The organism is Mangrovibacterium diazotrophicum (genome assembly GCF_003610535.1).
GTDB classification, from domain to species: Bacteria; Bacteroidota; Bacteroidia; order Bacteroidales; family Prolixibacteraceae; genus Mangrovibacterium; species Mangrovibacterium diazotrophicum.
Genome location: NZ_RAPN01000001.1, coordinates 1,223,896 through 1,243,481, shown reverse-complemented (window position 1 = coordinate 1,243,481; position 19,586 = coordinate 1,223,896). Strand labels below are relative to the sequence as shown.

Annotated in this window: 13 protein-coding genes; 8 read left to right on the top strand and 5 right to left on the bottom strand. The window is 43.6% G+C overall.

The features are described 5' to 3' along the window. The first annotated feature begins 155 nt into the window (after positions 1–155). The 4 genes from BC643_RS04990 to BC643_RS04975 all read left to right on the top strand — a co-directional run bounded on the left by BC643_RS04990 (position 156) and on the right by BC643_RS04975 (position 8,619). On the top strand, positions 156–3,533 hold the full coding sequence (locus tag BC643_RS04990) for a TonB-dependent receptor (RefSeq protein ID WP_170154454.1): 3,378 nt from the start codon (positions 156–158) through the stop codon (positions 3,531–3,533). Between the two features lie 30 nt (positions 3,534–3,563). Beyond that, positions 3,564–5,516, top strand: coding sequence for a RagB/SusD family nutrient uptake outer membrane protein (locus tag BC643_RS04985; protein WP_120272052.1), 1,953 nt, complete (start codon positions 3,564–3,566; stop codon positions 5,514–5,516). Positions 5,517–5,873: 357 nt separating this feature from the next. Then, positions 5,874–7,241, top strand: a complete 1,368-nt coding sequence (locus BC643_RS04980; RefSeq protein ID WP_120272051.1) for a glycoside hydrolase family 28 protein — start codon at positions 5,874–5,876, stop codon at positions 7,239–7,241. A 31-nt stretch (positions 7,242–7,272) separates the two neighbouring features. After that, complete coding sequence (locus BC643_RS04975) at positions 7,273–8,619, top strand: glycoside hydrolase family 88/105 protein (protein ID WP_120272050.1); 1,347 nt, start codon at positions 7,273–7,275, stop codon at positions 8,617–8,619. Positions 8,620–8,681: 62 nt separating this feature from the next. On the opposite strand, the gene BC643_RS04970 is transcribed toward BC643_RS04975, so the two are convergent. Next, on the bottom strand, positions 8,682–11,084 hold the full coding sequence (locus tag BC643_RS04970; RefSeq protein WP_120272049.1) for a T9SS type A sorting domain-containing protein: 2,403 nt from the start codon (positions 11,082–11,084) through the stop codon (positions 8,682–8,684). A gap of 1,009 nt (positions 11,085–12,093) precedes the next feature. Here BC643_RS04970 and BC643_RS04965 point away from each other — a divergent pair. Genes BC643_RS04965 through BC643_RS04955 form a run of 3 tightly spaced genes read left to right on the top strand, consistent with a single transcriptional unit; the run spans position 12,094 to position 13,786 of the window. Continuing rightward, positions 12,094–12,576 carry a hypothetical protein gene (locus BC643_RS04965; protein ID WP_120272048.1) on the top strand — a complete coding sequence of 161 codons (483 nt, stop codon included), beginning with the start codon at positions 12,094–12,096 and terminating at the stop codon, positions 12,574–12,576. 57 nt (positions 12,577–12,633) lie between these two features. Then, positions 12,634–13,182, top strand: coding sequence for a hypothetical protein (locus BC643_RS04960; RefSeq protein ID WP_120272047.1), 549 nt, complete (start codon positions 12,634–12,636; stop codon positions 13,180–13,182). 31 nt (positions 13,183–13,213) lie between these two features. Further along, on the top strand, positions 13,214–13,786 hold the full coding sequence (locus BC643_RS04955) for a hypothetical protein (RefSeq protein ID WP_147377145.1): 573 nt from the start codon (positions 13,214–13,216) through the stop codon (positions 13,784–13,786). Between the two features lie 472 nt (positions 13,787–14,258). On the opposite strand, the gene BC643_RS04950 is transcribed toward BC643_RS04955, so the two are convergent. Further along, a complete protein-coding gene (locus BC643_RS04950; RefSeq protein ID WP_120272045.1) occupies positions 14,259–14,573 on the bottom strand; it encodes a DUF2878 family protein in 315 nt (104 codons plus the stop codon). Between the two features lie 299 nt (positions 14,574–14,872). On the opposite strand from BC643_RS04950, the gene BC643_RS04945 reads away from it, so the two are divergent. Beyond that, positions 14,873–15,367 (top strand): hypothetical protein, encoded by a 495-nt coding sequence (locus BC643_RS04945; RefSeq protein WP_120272044.1) that lies wholly within the window; start codon positions 14,873–14,875, stop codon positions 15,365–15,367. A 94-nt stretch (positions 15,368–15,461) separates the two neighbouring features. Here BC643_RS04945 and BC643_RS04940 read toward each other — a convergent pair whose 3' ends face one another. The 3 genes from BC643_RS04940 to BC643_RS04930 form a co-directional block, all read right to left on the bottom strand. After that, complete coding sequence (locus BC643_RS04940; RefSeq protein ID WP_120272043.1) at positions 15,462–17,039, bottom strand: DHA2 family efflux MFS transporter permease subunit; 1,578 nt, start codon at positions 17,037–17,039, stop codon at positions 15,462–15,464. 22 nt (positions 17,040–17,061) lie between these two features. Beyond that, positions 17,062–18,162 carry an HlyD family secretion protein gene (locus BC643_RS04935; protein WP_120272042.1) on the bottom strand — a complete coding sequence of 367 codons (1,101 nt, stop codon included), beginning with the start codon at positions 18,160–18,162 and terminating at the stop codon, positions 17,062–17,064. Between the two features lie 63 nt (positions 18,163–18,225). Beyond that, complete coding sequence (locus tag BC643_RS04930) at positions 18,226–19,584, bottom strand: TolC family protein (protein ID WP_120272041.1); 1,359 nt, start codon at positions 19,582–19,584, stop codon at positions 18,226–18,228. Positions 19,585–19,586: the final 2 nt, after the last annotated feature.

The window sequence follows — 19,586 nt, the reverse complement described above, 5'->3', positions numbered from 1 at the left end:
TGGAACCACTTCCCTTCTATTTTCATGCGGTGCATGTATTGCGTAACAAACCCCTGAAAAAGGGAAAATTGTAACACTAGAACTACAAACTTATGAAAAAAAAATTGTTTAGTACAGAGGGAGAGCTATGCCTTCTTCAAAAATGGTTGCGTATTATGAAACTGACCACTATCCTGCTCTTAGTTACATGTATGCACTTAAGTGCAAGCGTCTATTCTCAGCGAACCAAGCTGAATTTATCCTTTAAAAACACAACGGTCCGCGAGGTTCTGAAATCGATTGAAGATCGGAGTGAATTTTTCTTTTTATATACCAATGAAGATATTGATGTTAACCGGAATGTGACCTTAACATTGGAGAATGCCAATATCGAAGAAATCCTGGCCGAAATTTTCGAAGGAACAGATGTTAATTATAAGATCGCTGATCGCCAGATTATTCTGATGAATGATAACAGCGAAAGCCGTTTTGCCGAATTACAGCAACAAAGTACCATAACCGGGGTTGTTAAGTCGAGTAGCGGCGAGCCGATTCCGGGTGCCACTGTAGTTGTAAAAGGAACAAGTAACGGAACAATAACCGACTTTGATGGTAAATACACCATCAGCAATGTACCGTCCGATGCCGTTCTGCAGGTCTCATTTGTTGGGATGAAAGTGCAGGAGATTCCGGTTGCCGGAAAAACACAAATCAATGTCGTGTTGGAAGAAGAAACAATTGGTTTGGAGGAAGTTGTGGCAATCGGTTACGGGGTTCAAAAGAAATCGGATGTTACCGGTGCCACAGTTAGTGTTGGAGCAGAAGAACTCACCTCTCGTCCGGTGACGAATGCTGTTGCTGCGATGCAAGGTAAAGCTGCCGGTATCGATATTTCTTCCAACGAACGTCCAGGTACAGTTGGAAGTATTTCCATCCGTGGTGTACGCTCATTAACCGCCTCAAACTCGCCGCTTTACGTTGTCGATGGTATTCCATTGGTTTCTTCAACAGCAGATATTCAAGGCGACGACAATAACGAATTTACCTTCGGTGGAATTGATAACCTGAACCCAAATGACATTGAATCGATTGACATCCTGAAAGATGCATCTGCAACAGCGATCTACGGATCACGGGGAGCCAATGGTGTTGTTTTGATTACTACCAAAAAAGGGAAAGCCGGTAAGTTTACCCTGACTTTCGACTCTTCAGTGACGATTGAAAAAGTACACGAATATGCTCCTTTGTTTAGTGCAGGTGAGTATGTCGAATATCGTCGTTGGGCAAAATATTACGAACTGGCATCTGCCGGGACCTATCCAAGAGGAGATGAACCTACTTTGGAAAATGATGCTAAAATCTTTACCGGTGATGAAACTGCCTTTGCAAATATTGAAAAAGGCTGGGCAAGCGGTACCTGGGATGGTTCAAAATTAACCACTACAAACTGGACTGATTTTGTTACCCGCACCGGGATTACCACAACCAATACGATCAGCGCCAGTGGTGGTACGGAGAAAATGACGGCTTACGGTTCCTTTGGTTATACCGATAATACGGGTGTAGTGAAGGGACAAAGCTATAAACGCTACAACGGAAGTGTTAGTGTTGATGTTACTCCGACCGATTGGTTCCAGATGGGTGTTAAGTTGAATTCTTCCTACAGTATCCAGGAATTTGGTCAATCACAGGCAGGTAACGTTGCCGTGTCCGTAAGAGACAACCTGTACGATCAGGCATACAGTGTTTTCACTTACACGCTGCCTTATGATTCAGATGGCAACAAGATTGACTATCCTGGTGGTGATATCGCGGTAAAGACAATCATCGACGAAGACAAATATTCACAAGACCAGCGGACCACCGTGCGTACCTTCGGTAGTTTTTATGGTATGGTTGATATTGGCAGCATTCTGCCCGTGTTGGACGGTTTGAAATACCGCATCAACTTCGGTCCCGATATGGAAAACTGGCGTAACGGTGTTTATATCGACGGAAAATCAGTGATCCGGAGTGGATCTGCTTTTGCTCTTTTGCAAAAAAGTCAACGTTTGTCATACACGCTCGATAACTTGTTGCTTTACAACAAGACCGTAGGCGAACATGATTTTGGCTTGACGTTATTGCAGAGTCAGACCAAATTTAAATCGGAAGGAAGCTTGATGTCAGCAGACAACATTCCGCTGGAAAGCCAAAAATGGAATGCCTTTGATGCTGTTAGTTCTCTGAAAAGTTGGGATTCTAATATTACGAAGTCATCATTGCTTTCTTATATGGCCCGTTTAACTTATGCTTATAAAGGAAAATACCTGTTAACGGCATCAGGTCGTTATGATGGAGCTTCTCAGTTGGCTGAGGGTAACAAGTGGGCATTCTTCCCCAGTGCGGCTTTGGGATGGCGTATAGACCAGGAAGATTTTATGTCTGGTGCCGCATGGGTAAACCAACTGAAATTACGTTTGGGGGTTGGTGCTACCGGTAACGCCGCGATCGATCCTTACGAAACAAAAGGTCGATTAGTAGCTGTGTTCTACCCAATCGGAAGTACCACAACTGCTGGTCAATATACTGATCCAACTCTTGCGAATGAAGATTTGGGATGGGAAAAAACCACGCAGTATAATATTGGTTTGGATTTCTCAATCCTTAACTCAAGGATTTCAGGTAGTTTAGATAGTTATATCTCACATACAACCGATTTGTTGATGCAGAAATCAATCCCAACGGTTACCGGTTATGAAGACACCTTTGCGAATATTGGTGAAACCAAATCCAGTGGTATCGATTTAACCGTGAACACGGTCAACGTGACAACCAATGGTTTTGAATGGACAACGACCTTGAACGCTTCCTACCAGACTAACAAAATTGTTTCGCTGGCAAATGGTAAAGAAGACGACATCAACAACGAGTGGTTCATCGGAGAATCTCAGGACATCATCTACGATTACGAAGCTGCCGGAATCTGGCAGGAATCAGATGCCGAAGAAATGGCAAAATTCAATGCGAATGGCCATACGTTTACGGCAGGTAACGTTCGTCCGGTTGACCAAAACGGTGACTATAAAATCGATGCAAACAACGACCGTGTCATCATCGGTAGCGAGATTCCTAAATATATCTTGGGTTTAACAAACACATTTACTTATAAGGGCTTAGAATTGTCAATCTTTATGTACGGACGTTTCGGATATACTTATGATGCCGGAGGTGAAGGTTTGGTTGGACGTTATCAGCAACGCAAGATTAACTACTGGACGCCAAACAACACCAATTCTGACTATCAAAAGCCAATTTACTCAGCCGGTTATGGTGATCAATATTACGGATCACTCGGATTTGAAAGTGGTTCTTTCCTGAAAATTCGAAATATTTCGTTAGGCTACAACTTGCCGAATATGCTAACCGATAAACTGGGAGTTTCCAAGTTACGCTTCTATGTACAGGCGTTGAATCCCGGCTATGTATTCAATAAAGTGTCGTTCCGAGACATGGATACCAAAGCGCATTACGCAAACAGAGGTTTTGTAATGGGAGTTAATCTTCAATTTTAAGACATGTTAAATTCAAAAAGAATGAGACTTATGAAAAAGAATATAAAAATATATACACATCTGATAGCGCTTTTGGCCCTAACAGTCGGTGTAACTTCATGTAACCAGGATTCCTTTCTGAAAGAAACACTGGAAACTGAACGAGACCTTTCCTATTTTAATACAGAAGAAGGTATTCAGGAATTGGCTATTGGTACCTACTATTATGTTTTTACAAAGCCATTTGCCAGCGAAGTTCAGTTTGGTACAACCAACTATGGTACGGACGAGTTTCATGTTGGAGGTGACGATACCAACAGCCAATGGAATAATTACGACAGCCGTTTCAATTCCAGTATTACAACAATCCGTACAACTGCCGAAGAACCTTGGGATAATGCTTATTTGGGTATCGGATACGCTAATCAATTGATCAAATCAGCAACTGACATTGAATCAACAAACGATGCTATTAAAAAGACGGCTTTGGGTGAAGGATATTTTTTGCGTGCTTTCGTCTATTTGAAGTTAGCTCGCCAATATGGTGGCGTTCCATTGAAATTGGAACCAAGTACCAGTGTTGAGTTGGAGTTCACACGGGCCAGCGTCGAAGAGGTATTGGCGCAGGTAATTTCCGATTTTGAGATGGCTTATGATTTATTGGATAATTCGGCTTCTACTCCCAACGAAATCACGAAAGATGCCGCTGCTCACTTCCTGGCAAAAGCTTATTTGACCCGTGCCAGCGAAATTAATGATTCCTGGAACTCAAGCACAAAAACTGCCGACCTTCAAAAGGTGTTGGATTTATCAGACGAAGTGATTGCCAATCACCCGCTGGCCGGCAATTACCAGGATCTTTGGTATTACACGCAACCAGATGGAGCGAATGAGTCTCTTCCTGAATTAATCTTGTCGGCATCGTTTAGCCGCGATGCAGCATTGGATACTTATAACCAAAGTCACGTATACTTCACGGCTCGCTATGATGACCTCGCCATGATGAAACGTGACCTGACCGGTATGCGTCCATATAGCCGTATGGCATGTACTTATTTTACTTACGATGTGTTCGACCATATCAACGATTCCCGTTTCTGGAAAACATTCCGGACGAAACACCGGGTAAACAGAGGTGGCGAATCTGGAGGAATCGCCTATACTGCAGGTGTTGACCTGGGCATCATGTACGTGATTAACTCTGCCGACGACACTCGTTTTGCGAAAACGGTTAATAACAACGATCCAAGTATTTTGTACAGCGAAACCGGAAAAACAATACCTCACGTTTATGTGGCACATGCTGCCGACGGTGTGGGGCTTTTGGCAAACCCGAGATGGCCGTCTTTGTCCAAACACTTCGAATCCGACCGTACAGCGATCAATGATAACAGGGGTATGCGTGATGAAATTTTGGCGCGTTCAGCCGAAACTTATTTGATGGCAGCCGAAGCGAAAATCCGTATGGGAGATTATTCAGAAGCTCTGCCTTATATTAATGCCGTTCGCAGCCGTGCAACTTACAAAAGCGGAGAAGATCGTTCTTACTATATGGATGGTGCCGAATCCTATCCTACTTCTGATTATTCTCAGCCGCTGAGTGACAACTCGTATATGAATGAAAACTCTTATTACGAGTCGAACAACATTTCTGAAACAACCGCTGCTACAAGTTTGACGATTAACAGTACTTCAACCTTGCCAGACGAAGATGAAGCGATCATCACAACATTGGGCTATTCAAGTGACTATGACCGCATGATGTGCCTGGTGTTGAACGAACGCACCCGTGAACTTTGCGGTGAATGGCTTCGTTGGGAAGATTTGAGCCGTACTAAAACGTTGGTTGCAAGGGTACGTGCCTACAACCCTGAAGCTTCGGCAAATATTCAGGATTATCACAACTTAAGACCAATTCCTCAGACCTTCCTGGATGGTATTTATACCGAGGGACGTCCGTTGACTGCTGATGAGAAATCAGCGATGCAAAATCCGGGTTATTAATTACTCGACTGATTATATGAAAATACAGGGGAGCTTTCCCCTGTATTTTTCTTTTCCACCTTATTGATTTAAGTTAGAGTCGTTGAATTCAGGGACAAGCTTTAGTCGGCGAGTATAGGGTAGCCCTATAGAATATTCGTCTTTGATTGGGAGAAATGCTCGATTTGGGAGCGACAAACCTTGGGAATGATTTCAATCCGTGCGAAGAAAAAGAACTTCTCCAACGCAGCAAGGTGCCAATTCTCTGAGATTTGAAAAGAATGAAAGTGGCGAACTAATCAAAAGATTAGTGTGTCCGACAGAATTGAAATAATTGAATAATCACGAACGATTACTACTTAATTAATACAAAAACCAATGAAAAACTTACTGCAGATTGTCGCACTGGCCTGTGCGATTGGATTAACATCGTGTTCCGGATCGAAAAATAAATTGATAATTAAAACAGTTGAAGTGAAGGCTCCCTTTGAGATGCCTGCCATTTCTTACCCGGATTTCAGCGATTGCCCCGAATTTGTAATTACCGACTTTGGTGCCGTTCCCGGCGATCAGCAAAAAACATCCGAAGCTATTGCCAAAGCTATTGACGCCGCAAACGAAGCAGGTGGCGGTTCAGTGATTATTCCCGAGGGCGAATGGTTAACCGGTACAGTTCACTTCAAAAGCAATGTCAACTTGCATTTACAAAAAGGCGCGACCCTGTTGTTCTCCGATAATCCGGAGGATTACCTGCCAGCTGTTCACACCAGCTGGGAAGGACTGGAGTGTTACAATTATTCGCCTTTAATTTATGCCTACGAGTGCCAGAATGTGGCCATTACCGGCGAAGGGGAGTTGAAAGCTAAAATGGACTTCTGGCGGAAATGGTTCGCACGCCCTGCTGGGCACATGAACAGCCTGAAGTGGCTGTACGAAGCAGCTGTTAAAAACGTGCCTGTTGAGGACCGCTACATGGTGAACGATACCGCTAACATGCGCCCGCATTTCATCCAGTTCAACCGTAGCCAACATGTGTTGCTGGATGGCGTGAAGATCACCAACAGCCCGTTCTGGACCATTCACCCGTACCTGTGTAAGGATGTAGTGATCCGTAACCTGCGGGTATTTGCCCACGGCCACAACAATGACGGTGTTGACCCGGAGATGAGCCAAAACATGTTGATCGAGGATTGTGTTTTCGACCAGGGCGATGACGCCATAGCGGTGAAATCGGGCCGTAACCAGGATGCCTGGCGCTTGAATAGTCCAAATCAAAACCTGATCATCCGGAATTGTCTCGTGAACAACGGTCACCAGTTGCTGGCGGTTGGTAGCGAGTTGTCGGGTGGTATCGAGAATGTGTGGATGGACAATTGCGCCGTTGCCGATAGCGCCAGCATGTTTAATTTGGTTTTCATTAAAACAAACGAGCGTAGGGGAGGTTTCGTGAAGAATATTCATGTAACCAATATCAAGGCTGATAAAATGCGCGATGGGATCCTTGGTATCGAAACCGATGTGCTCTACCAATGGCGCGACCTGGTACCGACCTACGAAGTGCGTTTGACGCCCATTTCAGATATCTACCTCGAAAACATTAAAGCCAACAATGTGAAATTTACTTACCGTATTTTAGGTCAGGAAGAGATGCCGGTTAAACGGGTTTTCTTGAAAAATGTTGATGCTGATACGATCCGCGAGGAACGGAATATTGCCGAAAACGTAGAAGACCTGAAATTTGAATAAAAACGACAGAACTAAAACTAAACCATAACAAATGAAAAAATCAACGTTAGTAATGGCGGGACTTTTGGTGACCTTCAGCTGGTCGGCCAGTCACGCACAAAAAATGAACGACGTCACTACGCCGCTTCACCTGTTGCAACCTGATTATCCAACGCCATACGGAACGCCGGAAGTGGCGGATATCGAGTCGACATTGACGCGGGTTTACGATTATCTGGAAGCGACGACTCCTGCTGCTTTGGTTGACAAGGACAGCGGGGCCGAGATCACGGACTATTCGAAGGTGAATGAAAATACGATCATGAAACCCGGCGATTTCCGTTTGACCAGTTACGAATGGGGCGTAACCTATGCCGGGATGTTGCTGGCAGCCAAAGAAACCGGCGATTCGAAGTACGCCGATTACGTCACCACACGACTAAATTTTCTGGCGAAAGCATTGAATGCCTTCAAAGAGTTTGAGAAGAAAGGATCGGATACGAAGTTTCAGCTTTATCATACCTTACATCCGCATGCCCTGGATGACTGCGGTGCGATTTGCGCGGCCATGATCAAAGCGGCGCAGGCTGGTGTGGCCGAAAAGCAGGATGAAATGATCGGGACCTACATGGATTATATCAGCAACAAGGAATTCCGTTTGGAAGATGGCACGCTGGCCCGCAACCGTCCGCAGCCCAACTCCATTTGGCTCGACGACCTGTTTATGAGTGTTCCGGCTTTGGCACAAATGGGTGCCTACAGTGGCGATAACCAGTATTTCGACGATGCGGTGAAACAAGTTCTCCAGTTTGGCGAGCGCATGTTTAATTACGATAAAGGCCTGTTCATGCACGGCTGGATTCAGGGAATGGACGAGCATCCGCAGTTTCACTGGGGACGTGCCAACGGTTGGGCCGTGATGACCATGGTTGAACTGCTGGAAGTACTGCCGGAAGACTATGCCGGAAGGGCAGAAGTTCTCGATTTACTGCGGAAGCACATTCGCGGTTTGGCCAACTACCAGGATGGAACCGGTTTCTGGCATCAGCTGCTGGATCGCAACGATACCTACCTCGAAACATCGGCCACGGCCATCTACGCGTACTCCATTGCCCGTGCTATTAACCGCGGTTATGTTGATGCAAAAGTGTATGGCCCGATGGTTTGCCTGGCCTGGAATGCAGTCGCCTCCAAGGTGAACGAAAAAGGAGAAGTTGAAGGTACCTGCGTTGGAACCGGCATGGGATTCGATCCGGCGTTCTACTATTACCGCCCGGTGAATGTGTATGCTGCTCATGGCTACGGCCCTGTTCTGTTGGCAGGCGCCGAAATGATTGAGCTGGTAAAAAACAGTAAAACCAGTGTGAACGACAGCTCGGTACAATTCTACGATAAATAAACGACGAATATTTTAATAGAACGGCCAGGTGGTGCAGATGCATTGCCTGGCCGTTTTGCGTGTTATTCTTTATTTCGAACTAACTTCCCGGTTTGGATTTTTCCATCGATATCAAGTTTATAAACATAAATCCCTGAGATGTCAGTCTCCGGAAGATATTCAATTGTATTTCTGACTCCGGCTTCGACACGATCATTCACTAATGTTGCAATTTTTTGTCCAACCATGTTATAAATTTCTAGAACAACATTTGCGTCTTTCTCAAGCGTAAAATCAAATTTCACTTTTTCGTTGAAAGGATTGGGATATACATTTAATCCACTATGCTCAGCGGATGTGTACTCCGGCAGCAAAACTTCAGATGCTACTTGTGATGATTTCTTTAGAACATTAGTTGGAGAGTAGCAACAATGGATTGAATAGCTAATGTTAATGGCGGTAGAACGTCCAAAATCGGTTGGGAAATATAAACTGGGATAGTTGATATTGCATGTCCTAGCAGGCCCACGCCAGGCATATCTGATGCTTGCTCCATTGCCAATATGGAAAGCCAGCCAAACTGTTTGTCCTGCTGAAATGGATACAGTGCTATCTAAATTAACAGTTTGCCATCCCGCTTTATGGTTCGTAGTTACGGTCGGAGTTAACGTAAGCAGTTTCCCCGGCACCCCAGATGCATCGTCGTATACTCCTAATCTCAAGATCCCGGTGCCCCCATTTTGGTAAATGGAAATACTCTCTATTGAACCTGGCTGGACTGCGGTAACCGGCATAGCCCTTCGGATCGAAATATCTGACGAATATTTAAATACATCGGGTGAACCAAGGTGGTACCAACATGGCAAATTTATAAGTTTATTTACTTTGGCCGCTTCGTCAACTGTAAGTATGTAAAAATGCCCTGTTATAGACTGTAGTTTGTCTAATTGGGAAGTATTGGCTAAGGAATTTTGGGACGAAATAAGCGCAAAGTCTCCGATAGAGTTAGGGGTCTCATAAGCGAATAATTTGTTTAAAATAGCATCATTGAGAAAATATAAATTTCCGCCGATAAAAGTGAGACTATCGAATTTTGTAAGGCTACTTAGGGAATTGTCCGTTAAAAAGTCTCTTAAAGCGGAGAGGTTATTCTGTTCCAGCAAGAGTTGGGGGGAGGTTTTTGCCAAATAATTTTTCAATGGATAGAGGCTATCCAGTTTTGAAATACTAGTCAAGGAAGTATTCGCTAAAAACTTTAGCAAAGCATTAAGGTTGTTTAGTTTTGATAGGTCAGGTAGAGCAGTATCATCTAAAAACTCTTGGATTTCGGTAATGTTATTTAATTTTAATAGGGCTTTTATGGGGTTGCTTTTTAGATATTTACGTAAATTTGAAGGGCTGTTTAGTTCAGATAAGCTTGGGAGTGTATCATTAGTAAAGATGTACAAATGTTCTCCAATAGTGATAAGCTCAAACACATATTCCGTAGGTTCAGGAATACACGCTCCATTTTCGATAATTTCTCGTGTGGTTGGATTTAAGGCATTGCGATTATTAGTGAAATGTCTTCCTTTCAGTCCATCGTTGCTAAAGAGAGGATATATTCCACAAAAATTGTTTAACGAGTAATTTTGGGTAATTTCTAAATTGTTGCTTACCATAGTTAAGCTACTTAAAGCTGATAGGTTGGTCAATGCATCATTGTTTGAAATGTTTATTGTCCCGTTCACGGTTACTAGGTTATTCAGTCCTGTTAAATCATATAATGCATCGTTATTTGTGATATCTATGGCTTTCCAGGTGTAATAATGCTGGTGACCTCCGGTAATGATTCCTGTTGTACGACCTATAGACCTGAGATTATCCAATCCCGATAGTCGTCTCAATATGACATTATTAGCGATATTTAGTTGTCCTTTGATTGACTTTAGTTTTTCCAATCCGGATAGCCTTCTCAATGCATTATTGTCCGAAATAATTAAATATTCTCCAATAGAGGTGATGTTGTTTAATCCGGATAAATTAGTCAGTCCGTCGTTGTCTGATATTGTGAAACTTCCACCAATATCTACAATATGATCCAAACCAGATAAGGACTCAAGGGAGGGATTGCCTTTAATTGTCAAGTCGTCTTTGATGAAAGTCAAATTTGACAATCCTGTTAGTCTGGTCAATGAAGCGTTTTCAGTGATAACCAAATTCTCTTCCACAGTGTGTAGGTTATTTAAGCCAGATAAGCTGGTTAAAGCCTTATTTTGGGAAATCCTCAGATTTCTTACAGATGTTAAGAAGTTTAACGGGGTTAAATCATCAATATCATCTCCAGAAATTATTAAGCTACCAACATCGAAAGGAGACAAAGTATCAACTTGAGCTTGAGAAGAAAGAGTTAAACTACGATAATATACTTGAGATCGTAAAGACTGACTTGTAAGTATAGTCAATACTAGCAAACAAAATGCTTTGTAAAATGTAGCTTTTTTCATAATTCTTACGGTTTTAGGTTTTTTTAATTGGCTGCTGAGTCAATAAGCTTTATAGGCGATTGTCAGCTGTTGCTTTTTAAATATTCAAACCGTATATTTTCGAATTTAGGCCAGCATTTTCTCTTGGATCTCGGATACTGCGGACAATGGGAATGGCACGGAAGTCGATTTCCGATCAAATAGAATTGGATAAAAGCAAATTTCCATCAGCATCCGAATAATGCAATTATCAGAAGAAATTTTTTTGTTTCTGAGAAGATTCGAGATAAGAGTTTTAAAAGTTAGAAAAGAGAAATAAAAAATAGATTGTGATCAGCGGCTTTCTGTACTCCTGGTAACGGCTTTGTCAATGCCGTTTAAATGCAAGTTAATGAATAATCTTGTGTCGTTATGAATTTATGTTTGGTTTTATGATTGCAGATTTGTGAGATTTAGCAAACGCCTGTTTTCACATATTGTAAAATTGATTCGAGGAATTAAATATAAATATCAATTCAGCCGCAGTGTAATCGGAGATTTTGGGAGTACAAATTTTGAGAAACGATTATTAGTGTATGTTGATTTGCTTCAGATTTCAAGAATGGGGTATACACAGACCCGTGACTAAATAGTTAAGGCCCGCCAAACGCTCAGGGAAGGCGTGACTAAATAGTTAAAGCTCGTCCAACGTTTTGGTGGAGTCGTAACTAAATAGTTAAAGCTCGCCCAACCGTCAGGGAACGCGTAACAAAGTAGTTAAAGTCTGTCCAACGCATTGGTGGAGGCATGACTAAATAGTTAAAGCTTCCCCAACGCTCAGGGAGCCCGTAACTAAATAGTCACGGCATTTCAACTATTGGCGGCTAGTCATTTTGAATGTCATCAGTGTCGATTGAAAACCAGTTAGCTATGCAACTAAATGTTGAACCATTGTTAATAAGTTTACGGTGCGTTTGTTATATGTTTAGTTTGGATATGCTAAATTGAAAATTGAAAAAATAAAACAACAGGTGTTATTCCGAATTTTGAAATGAAAAAACTAGCAGTCATACTAATATTTTTAGGATTTGTATATAGCGGGTCTTCTTGTGATTGTTTGCATCTGAAGCACTTTTTGAAAACATTGAAATACTCAGAATATGCAGTTATCGGGCAACTGGTAAAAATAACAGAGGTTGATTCCGTTCCACTTTACGGGAAAATCGGATTAAAAGGCAAATTTAGAGTTCAGCAAGTTCTAAAGGGTGAGATTGAAACTTCTGAAATTGAGATTATAGCTGGAGTTGGTACTGATTGCCGCGAGTTTTTGTCTAGTTTGAAATTCAATACGGACTATGTGCTTCTGTTGAATACTGACTTTGTCTTCAGTATGTGTGGATGCACTTACCTTCCGTTGAAAAATGGAGTTGTTCATGGAAGGATAGACAAAAAGAAAGACCAAATAATGCCTCTTGAACAACTGGTTGAGAAAGTTAATCGAAAAAAGCGGCGGTCAAAAAAGGATAGGATATGAAATTATGATGGTGCGGTATACTAATTAGAACAGTCTGAGAAATATAATATTGACAAAATGCCCAAATTTGAGATTGCAAAGAAAACCTATATCGAAGTACTGATTTACGGTTTGATCGGATTACTTGTATTGTCTTTATCCGTTATTGCCTGGGGTGAAATTCCGAAAGAAAGTTTCGCGATTGTACTTTTATTTGTCATTGCCGGAATTTTATTCGTCGCGTTTAAAATTGTGCCTAATCTATCCATCAAAAAGCACGTTAGTCTGGGACTTATTGACTTCTGCCCCGACAGATTAATTATCGAAAACACATTGAGGGAGAAACGTGAGATCCTGATCAGGGATATTGATAATTTGAGTTTAAAGCTTATCGGGTTCGATGGGCAAAACCGGTTTGTTGACTCGAGAGAAGTAATAGCAACGGCATACTTGCCCAACTCGAATCCGTTAAATGGATTAGGGAATAGACTCCAATTTGCTTTTAACCAATCCGAGTATAAATTTGAATTTTACGTCGGTTCGATTGATGATTATAACGAGCTGAAAGAATTGGTCAAAGATTGGCCGAAACTAAATCGGAAAATAAGGATTGATGTATTGCGATGAAACAGATTCAAACGTTATTCCTACAATAAAAATGATTGAAAGAGTAATTGTAACAGGAGAAGAAAAACACAGGCACTATCTGATTCATGAAGAAATCATTGAACCTTGGGAGGGTTTGTCGTCTAAACTCGATGCACAAATTAACGGAATTTTGAATCGATTCGTAATTGAATTCAAGATGGAATTTAACTACAGCAGCCGATTGGTTGTTGTGTATGGGAAAAGGCAAGTCGATCCACATTTTAGTAGCTGTTTAGATAACCATTTATTTATCGCAGAATCAACTAAAATCAATATCGCGAATTGGGAGAGTACAATGAGTAATTGGTATATTAATAAACCGACTAAAATCAATCGTTTTTTTATGAATATCGGAAAACACACATCAGAACTACCTTTCAATACAAATTTCTTGGTTTGCAGCCCTCTTGGTCAGAGAAAAGTTAGTATGCCGATTTCCGAAAATCATTTAAAAGCAATTGATCAAGTAAATGGCCTACAAAAGATATCGCTCAAAAAGCGGAATATGACAATTGAATACGACAGACTGATTGATCCTCGGGAATTCATGAAGTTGTTAGATTTGTTGTCAATACGATCGTAGAGAGTGGACGCTTTAACCTCCTTGTTCCTTTATCTTGTGAATATGTTCCTGGAAGGGCGAATGTTAATGATGTCGGATGAAATAGCCGGAATTTTAAAAGTCAGGTAATAACAATTCGAAACGAGTGCTAAAATTGAAAATAACAAATTGGCTAATAGCAATCCTGCTTGCATTAACGAATCTGTATTTTGTGCCGTTAAGTTTTACCATCATTCAGAATAGCGGAGGTCCGATGGGCTTTGGTATCCTGGTTTTGCCAGTATCTGTCTCCATAAACTTATTACTTGTAACTTCCTGCCTGAGTTTAACGAACAAACTAAATAGGAGCATCGGGTTGCGAATTGTCAATTCTATTGGACTTGTTTGGGCAATACTTTGGCTTTGGTTATTGATGCCTGGTTATGCATTATCGTGAGTTACTTCATGCATAGAGTGGGCAGTGCTTTCTGATTTGTGAAGTCTTTCGCGTGAATTATCCAACCCGGTTTACTCGATTCGAGATTCGAACAACAATGACGCCGGTCAGTCCCCAAACCATCGGTAGCCAAACCGGAACACCGACAAACTGGGGAAAAGCATAGGACCACACACCAAAATGAATGGCAATTGCTTCGGCCAGAGGTCCTGCAACAGCCGCAATACCGAATACATACCAGTAAGCCGTCTTTTTATGCAAAAACAGGAATACCGCCGACAGTGCAGCAAGTAAAGCCGCCAAGAGGTAAGGGTAGGGGTAAAGTATACAAGTCAATGTCAGGGCAAGAGCGGCAACCAGTGTCGTTTTCATTCGGTAAATTTAATGATCACACGATGATACACACAAACGCGCAAATCCAAAAATAAAGTTATCAACGAAATCAACAGAATTGAGGATGTTCGGACTTGTTTGAAACGGAAAAGAAGCAATAAGCTGCTGAAGAACCTGATTTGAGGGGGCGATTGAAGGGGGAATTATTTGGTTTGCTGCTTATCAATTGGTAAATTTTGATTTCGTTAATTACGAAAGATGAGATTGAGTTTTTAGCTGAAGAATGCAGGGATCGCTGCTGGCTCAGAATACATTGAGAACCAATAAAACAAACCATTATGAATACCGATAGTATCCTTTATCAAACCGACAACCTCCATAAACCATGGACGTGGATGAAGCGGGTCGCTTTATTTTTGTTTGTTCTTTTAGCCGTGAATTTGTATCCCGGAGGTCACTTCCATTACGAGTGGCTGCGACATGCCATCGCCCTGGCAACTGTCATCCTGTTGCTGTTTATTCCCAAACAGGAGGTTGCTGTTGATAGCGTATATTTGTACATCCGCGATGTTTCGCTAATCCCCTTTTTGTCGCGAAGCCGCAAGCTAAAATTATCCGAAATCAAGAACATCCGGATTACAGGTTTACACAAAAAGAAAGCGGAGATCATGGAATTCCTGGCACCTGGAGGAAATGTTGATACGTCGAGTCGGTTGAAAGTTACTTACCGCGATAATTCAACAGAACGTTTTTGTGTTTCGGTCAGCAAGGCCGATTTGCAAAGTGTGCTTAAAATAGCCCGACAGCAAATAAAGGATTCTACTTCCCTGTAAAAATACAAAGCCCGCAAACATCACGGTTGCGGGCTTCGACCTTAAAATCAGTGTTTCCTGAATTATTGTTTACTTGAAACGGCTTTCTGTTTTGTTAGTGCGCGGCCATATCGGCTTTCACCTTTCCGGCACCTTTTTTAATGAGCAGTACAAAAGGCACACACACCAGGAATACCAGTCCGATACCGAGGAACACATCCATGTACGAGAGTACCACGGCTTGTTTGGTTACCGACAAATCCAGCATTTGCAGGGCTTGCTCATGTGCTACATTGTAGGCCGAACCTTTTCCCATAAACATTTGCGTCAGACCTTCAAGTCGGCTTTGTACTTCCGGTTTAGTCGGGTCGAGGTGCGAAACCAAATCGGCGCGGTGTAACATGTTGTGGCGCGAAATATAAGTGGTGATCAGTGCAATCCCGAATGAACCACCCAGTTGGCGCATCATACCGGTGAAGGCAGCGCCGTCGCCAATTTCTTTTCCTTTCAATGTAGACAGTGAAAGGGTTGTAATCGGTACGAACAGTAATCCCAAACCAACACCGCGGATGATCAGTAACCAGAAGAAGTGTTCCTCACCGGTGCTTGGTGTCAGGATCAGGTAGCTTCCGAGGCTGTACCCGAAGAAGATCAGGAAGCCCAGGGCAACCAGGTATTTTTGAGGCACGCCGCGCTGCAGCAATTGCCCGATAATCGGCATCATCAAACCGGTTGTCAGCGAGCTTGGAATCAACAACAAACCGGCCTGCGTGGCAGTCCATCCCATGATGGACTGGGTGTACAACGGAATGATAAAGGTTGAACCGAACAAACCGAAGCCGAGTACGAAAGTCATGATGGTCCCGATTGCCAGGTTATTATTCCGCAATACCCGCAGGTTTACTATCGGGTGCTCGTAGGTCAGTTCCCGCCAAAAGAAAAGGTACGTGCCCATAAATGCGGTGACACTGCAAATAACAATAGCGGTACTTTCGAACCAGTTGTCTTCCTGTCCTTTTTCCAACACATACTGCAGCGAACCAACGGCCATGCACAGGAACAGAATTCCCCACCAGTCGACCTCTTTAACCGATTTCTTATTACTGTATTTCGGACTTTTCACAAATTGCAGTGTCAGTAGAAAAGCAGCAATACCCACCGGAATGTTAATATAGAAGATGTAGGGCCACGAGTAGTTATCGACAAAATAACCACCCAGCGGAGGTCCCAGTGTTGGGCCAACGATCACACCCATGCCGTACAGGGCTTGCGCCATACCACGCTTTTCGGGCGGGTAGGTCTCGGTGATAATGGTTTGCGCCGTTACCAGCAAGGCACCACCACCCAAACCCTGAATAAACCGGAAAAAGACCAGTTCCCAGATATTGGTGGCATTTCCGCATAAAAATGACGAGATGGTGAAGATGAGGATGGAGGCAGCAAAGTAATTGCGGCGACCAAACTGCTGCGACAACCAGCTTGTCATGGGCACAATGATAACGTTGGCAATCGCGTAGGCAGTGATCACCCAGCCCAGCTCGCTCAGCGTGGCACCGAGGTTACCCTGCATATCGTTGAGGGCCACGTTAACAATTGTGGTATCTATAATTTCCAGCAGCGCACAGAGGATGGCGGTAATTGTAATAATTGCCCGCTTCCATCCATATTCTACCAGAGAATCAGAATCGCTCATAAAGTCTTTTTCTTACTATGAATTAATTGATGTGAACGTCGACTTCAGCATTCATTCCTGCTTTAATTTTCTTCAGGAATGGGTCTTGCGAGTTTTTGAACACAATTTTTACCGGGATCTTCTGAACCACTTTTACAAAGTTTCCGGTGGCATTGTCGGCCGGAAGCAAGGCGAAGGTGTTGCCGGTTGCCGGAGAGATTGAGCTTACTTCAGCTTCGAAATCATGGCTTGGGAAAGCGTCAACAACGATCTCTACATTTTGGCCGACTTCCATGCGTTCGAGCTGCGTTTCCTTGAAGTTGGCCACTACCCAGTAGCTTTCGGTATTTACCAGGTTGAACAGCGATTGGCCTGCCTGGATCATTTGTCCGGGTTCCAGATCAATTGCCGACAGCTGGCCATCGTAAGGGGCGATGATGGCTGTGTACGACAAGCTAAGTTTTGCTGCTTCCAATGCCGCTTCACATTGTTCAACCGTTGCTTCTGCAACAGCTACGCGTGAGCTGGTAACAGTGCTTTGCGCATTACTGGTTTTCGTTTGGCGTTGGGCAATTTCACGTTGCTTTTGCAGCAGCTCTAATTGACGGTCGGCAGCTTGTTTTTCGGCTAAAGCCTGCTCGTACTGCTGCTCGGTAATGGTGTGGTCTTTCCACAAGTTCTCGTAGCGCTCGAAGTCGCGTTGTGCGCGCCATTGGCGAACTTTGGCTTCTTCAATGCTGGCGTCGGCAGCCAACACATTGGCTTGTGCCGCATCAACCTCGTTTTTACCTACGTTCACACCGTGGCGGGCCACTTCGAGGTTGCTTTTGGCAACGGCCAGAGCCGCTTCGGCTTCTTTCACTTTAACGATGTAGTCGCGCTCGTCGATCACCACCAACGTGTCGCCGGCTTTCACGTCCTGGTTGTCTTGTACCATCACGCGTTTCACATAACCCGATACCCGGGAAATGACCTGGCTGACGTCGGCTTTTACCTGTGCGTTTTCTGTTTCTTCGTGGTGAAGGGCATGTTCGTAAAAGTAAACACCGGCAGCACCCCCAACTACCAGTATGATTGCCAATACCACCCCGAATCGTTTATTCTTCTTTTGTTTGGCTGTATTTTTTTCTTTTGTTGCGTTCATTGTCGTGTGATTTTCTTGCTCTGTGTTAATTTCTTCGTTGTATCTGTTTGGTTAATTGTCCGCTTAGTTTGCGTTAAGTGCTTCAATGGTCGGAACGTCCAGCTGGCCGCTTACTTGTAGAAGTTTGCAGTAGGCTGCTAGCATGTCGGCTTTCGAGAAGCGCAGGTTCAACTCAGCCTGAAGACGGTCGATGTCGGCGTCCAGTAAGTCGGTTGTTGTGGCTAAGCTGTTGGTGTGTTTGTCCTTCACAATGCGGTAATTTTCGGCTGCCTGTTGTTCTGCTTTTTCATACACATCCATGCGTTGACGGCTTTCCTGGTAGTTGCTGAAAGATTGAAATACTTCGCTCTTCACTTGGTCGGTCAATTGCTGGTGCATCAACTGCGTTTGAGTGTATGATTCCTTGGCCTGTTTGACATGCGAGCCGTTTTTATACAGTTCGCCCAGGTTGAACGAAACGCCCAGTCCTACGTTCCACGCGTTGCTCACAGTTGCTACTTCGTCAATGTCGAGCGCAGCATAGCCGCCTGACACCGCAACTGATGGCCAATAGGCACCTTTGGCAATTTTGATGGCTGTTTCGCTGGCTTGTTCACGCTGGTCGATCGCCTGCAAATCTTTCCGGTCTGTAAGTGCTTTGTCGTGCAAGTCGGATACAGAAAGCAACTGTTGCAATTGGTCAATGTTGATGCTGTCAAGAAGTAGCTGTGTTTGCTCATTCAGCCCTAGCAGCAGGTTCATATTGTAGTTGGCCACGCGTTGGTTGTTTTGTGCGTCCAGCAAAGCCAGTGAAGTGTTCGACTCCTGCAGCTGTGCTTTCAGCAAGTCGTTCATGGCCAGAATGCCGTTTTGTTCCATGCTCGTGAAATCCTTCACACGCTTTTTCGCTTCCTGTAAATCTTCTTCAACCAGTTTAACCGTCTCCTGCGCTTTGTACAGGTTAACGTAGGCATTCACCAGGTTGAGAATGACTTCGCTTTTCTGATCTTCAACATCCAATTGTGCGGCTTTTTCAAGGTATTCGGCCGATCGGATATCGTTATGTGTTCTTAAGCCCGCAAAAAGAGGCATTTTGGCGGTTGCCATTCCCAGCGCCAGGTATTTTGGAGCAACTCCCATGCCTGATCCTTCCGAGTCGGAGCCGTCGCCTGCCAATGCAGATCCCAGGCTGATGTTGGGCTCGTTGATCATCATGTATTGCCCGGATAAGTCCAGATCGGGCGCCACCGCAATTTTCTTTCCCTGCACGGCAAACTCTGCTTCCTTGCTTTTTGATAAGGCTACTTTCAGTTGTTTACTGTTCTCCAATCCCAATCCAATCGTTTCATCGAGCGATAGCGATTTACTATCCTGCGCCTGCAGGACTGAGATGGAACATAGTGTAAAAGCTATGGCTACTACACCATTGCGTAATGTTCTCATAC

Excerpts from the sequence above, each read along its gene's own strand:
- BC643_RS04990 (WP_170154454.1), top strand. The coding sequence starts at position 156 with ATGAAACTGACCACTATCCTGCTCTTAGTTACATGTATGCACTTAAGT.
- BC643_RS04985 (WP_120272052.1), top strand. The coding sequence starts at position 3,564 with ATGAAAAAGAATATAAAAATATATACACATCTGATAGCGCTTTTGGCC.
- BC643_RS04980 (WP_120272051.1), top strand. The coding sequence starts at position 5,874 with ATGAAAAACTTACTGCAGATTGTCGCACTGGCCTGTGCGATTGGATTA.
- BC643_RS04975 (WP_120272050.1), top strand. The coding sequence starts at position 7,273 with ATGAAAAAATCAACGTTAGTAATGGCGGGACTTTTGGTGACCTTCAGC.
- BC643_RS04970 (WP_120272049.1), bottom strand. The coding sequence starts at position 11,084 with ATGAAAAAAGCTACATTTTACAAAGCATTTTGTTTGCTAGTATTGACT.
- BC643_RS04965 (WP_120272048.1), top strand. The coding sequence starts at position 12,094 with ATGAAAAAACTAGCAGTCATACTAATATTTTTAGGATTTGTATATAGC.
- BC643_RS04960 (WP_120272047.1), top strand. The coding sequence starts at position 12,634 with ATGCCCAAATTTGAGATTGCAAAGAAAACCTATATCGAAGTACTGATT.
- BC643_RS04955 (WP_147377145.1), top strand. The coding sequence starts at position 13,214 with ATGATTGAAAGAGTAATTGTAACAGGAGAAGAAAAACACAGGCACTAT.
- BC643_RS04950 (WP_120272045.1), bottom strand. The coding sequence starts at position 14,573 with ATGAAAACGACACTGGTTGCCGCTCTTGCCCTGACATTGACTTGTATA.
- BC643_RS04945 (WP_120272044.1), top strand. The coding sequence starts at position 14,873 with ATGAATACCGATAGTATCCTTTATCAAACCGACAACCTCCATAAACCA.
- BC643_RS04940 (WP_120272043.1), bottom strand. The coding sequence starts at position 17,039 with ATGAGCGATTCTGATTCTCTGGTAGAATATGGATGGAAGCGGGCAATT.
- BC643_RS04935 (WP_120272042.1), bottom strand. The coding sequence starts at position 18,162 with ATGAACGCAACAAAAGAAAAAAATACAGCCAAACAAAAGAAGAATAAA.
- BC643_RS04930 (WP_120272041.1), bottom strand. The coding sequence starts at position 19,584 with ATGAGAACATTACGCAATGGTGTAGTAGCCATAGCTTTTACACTATGT.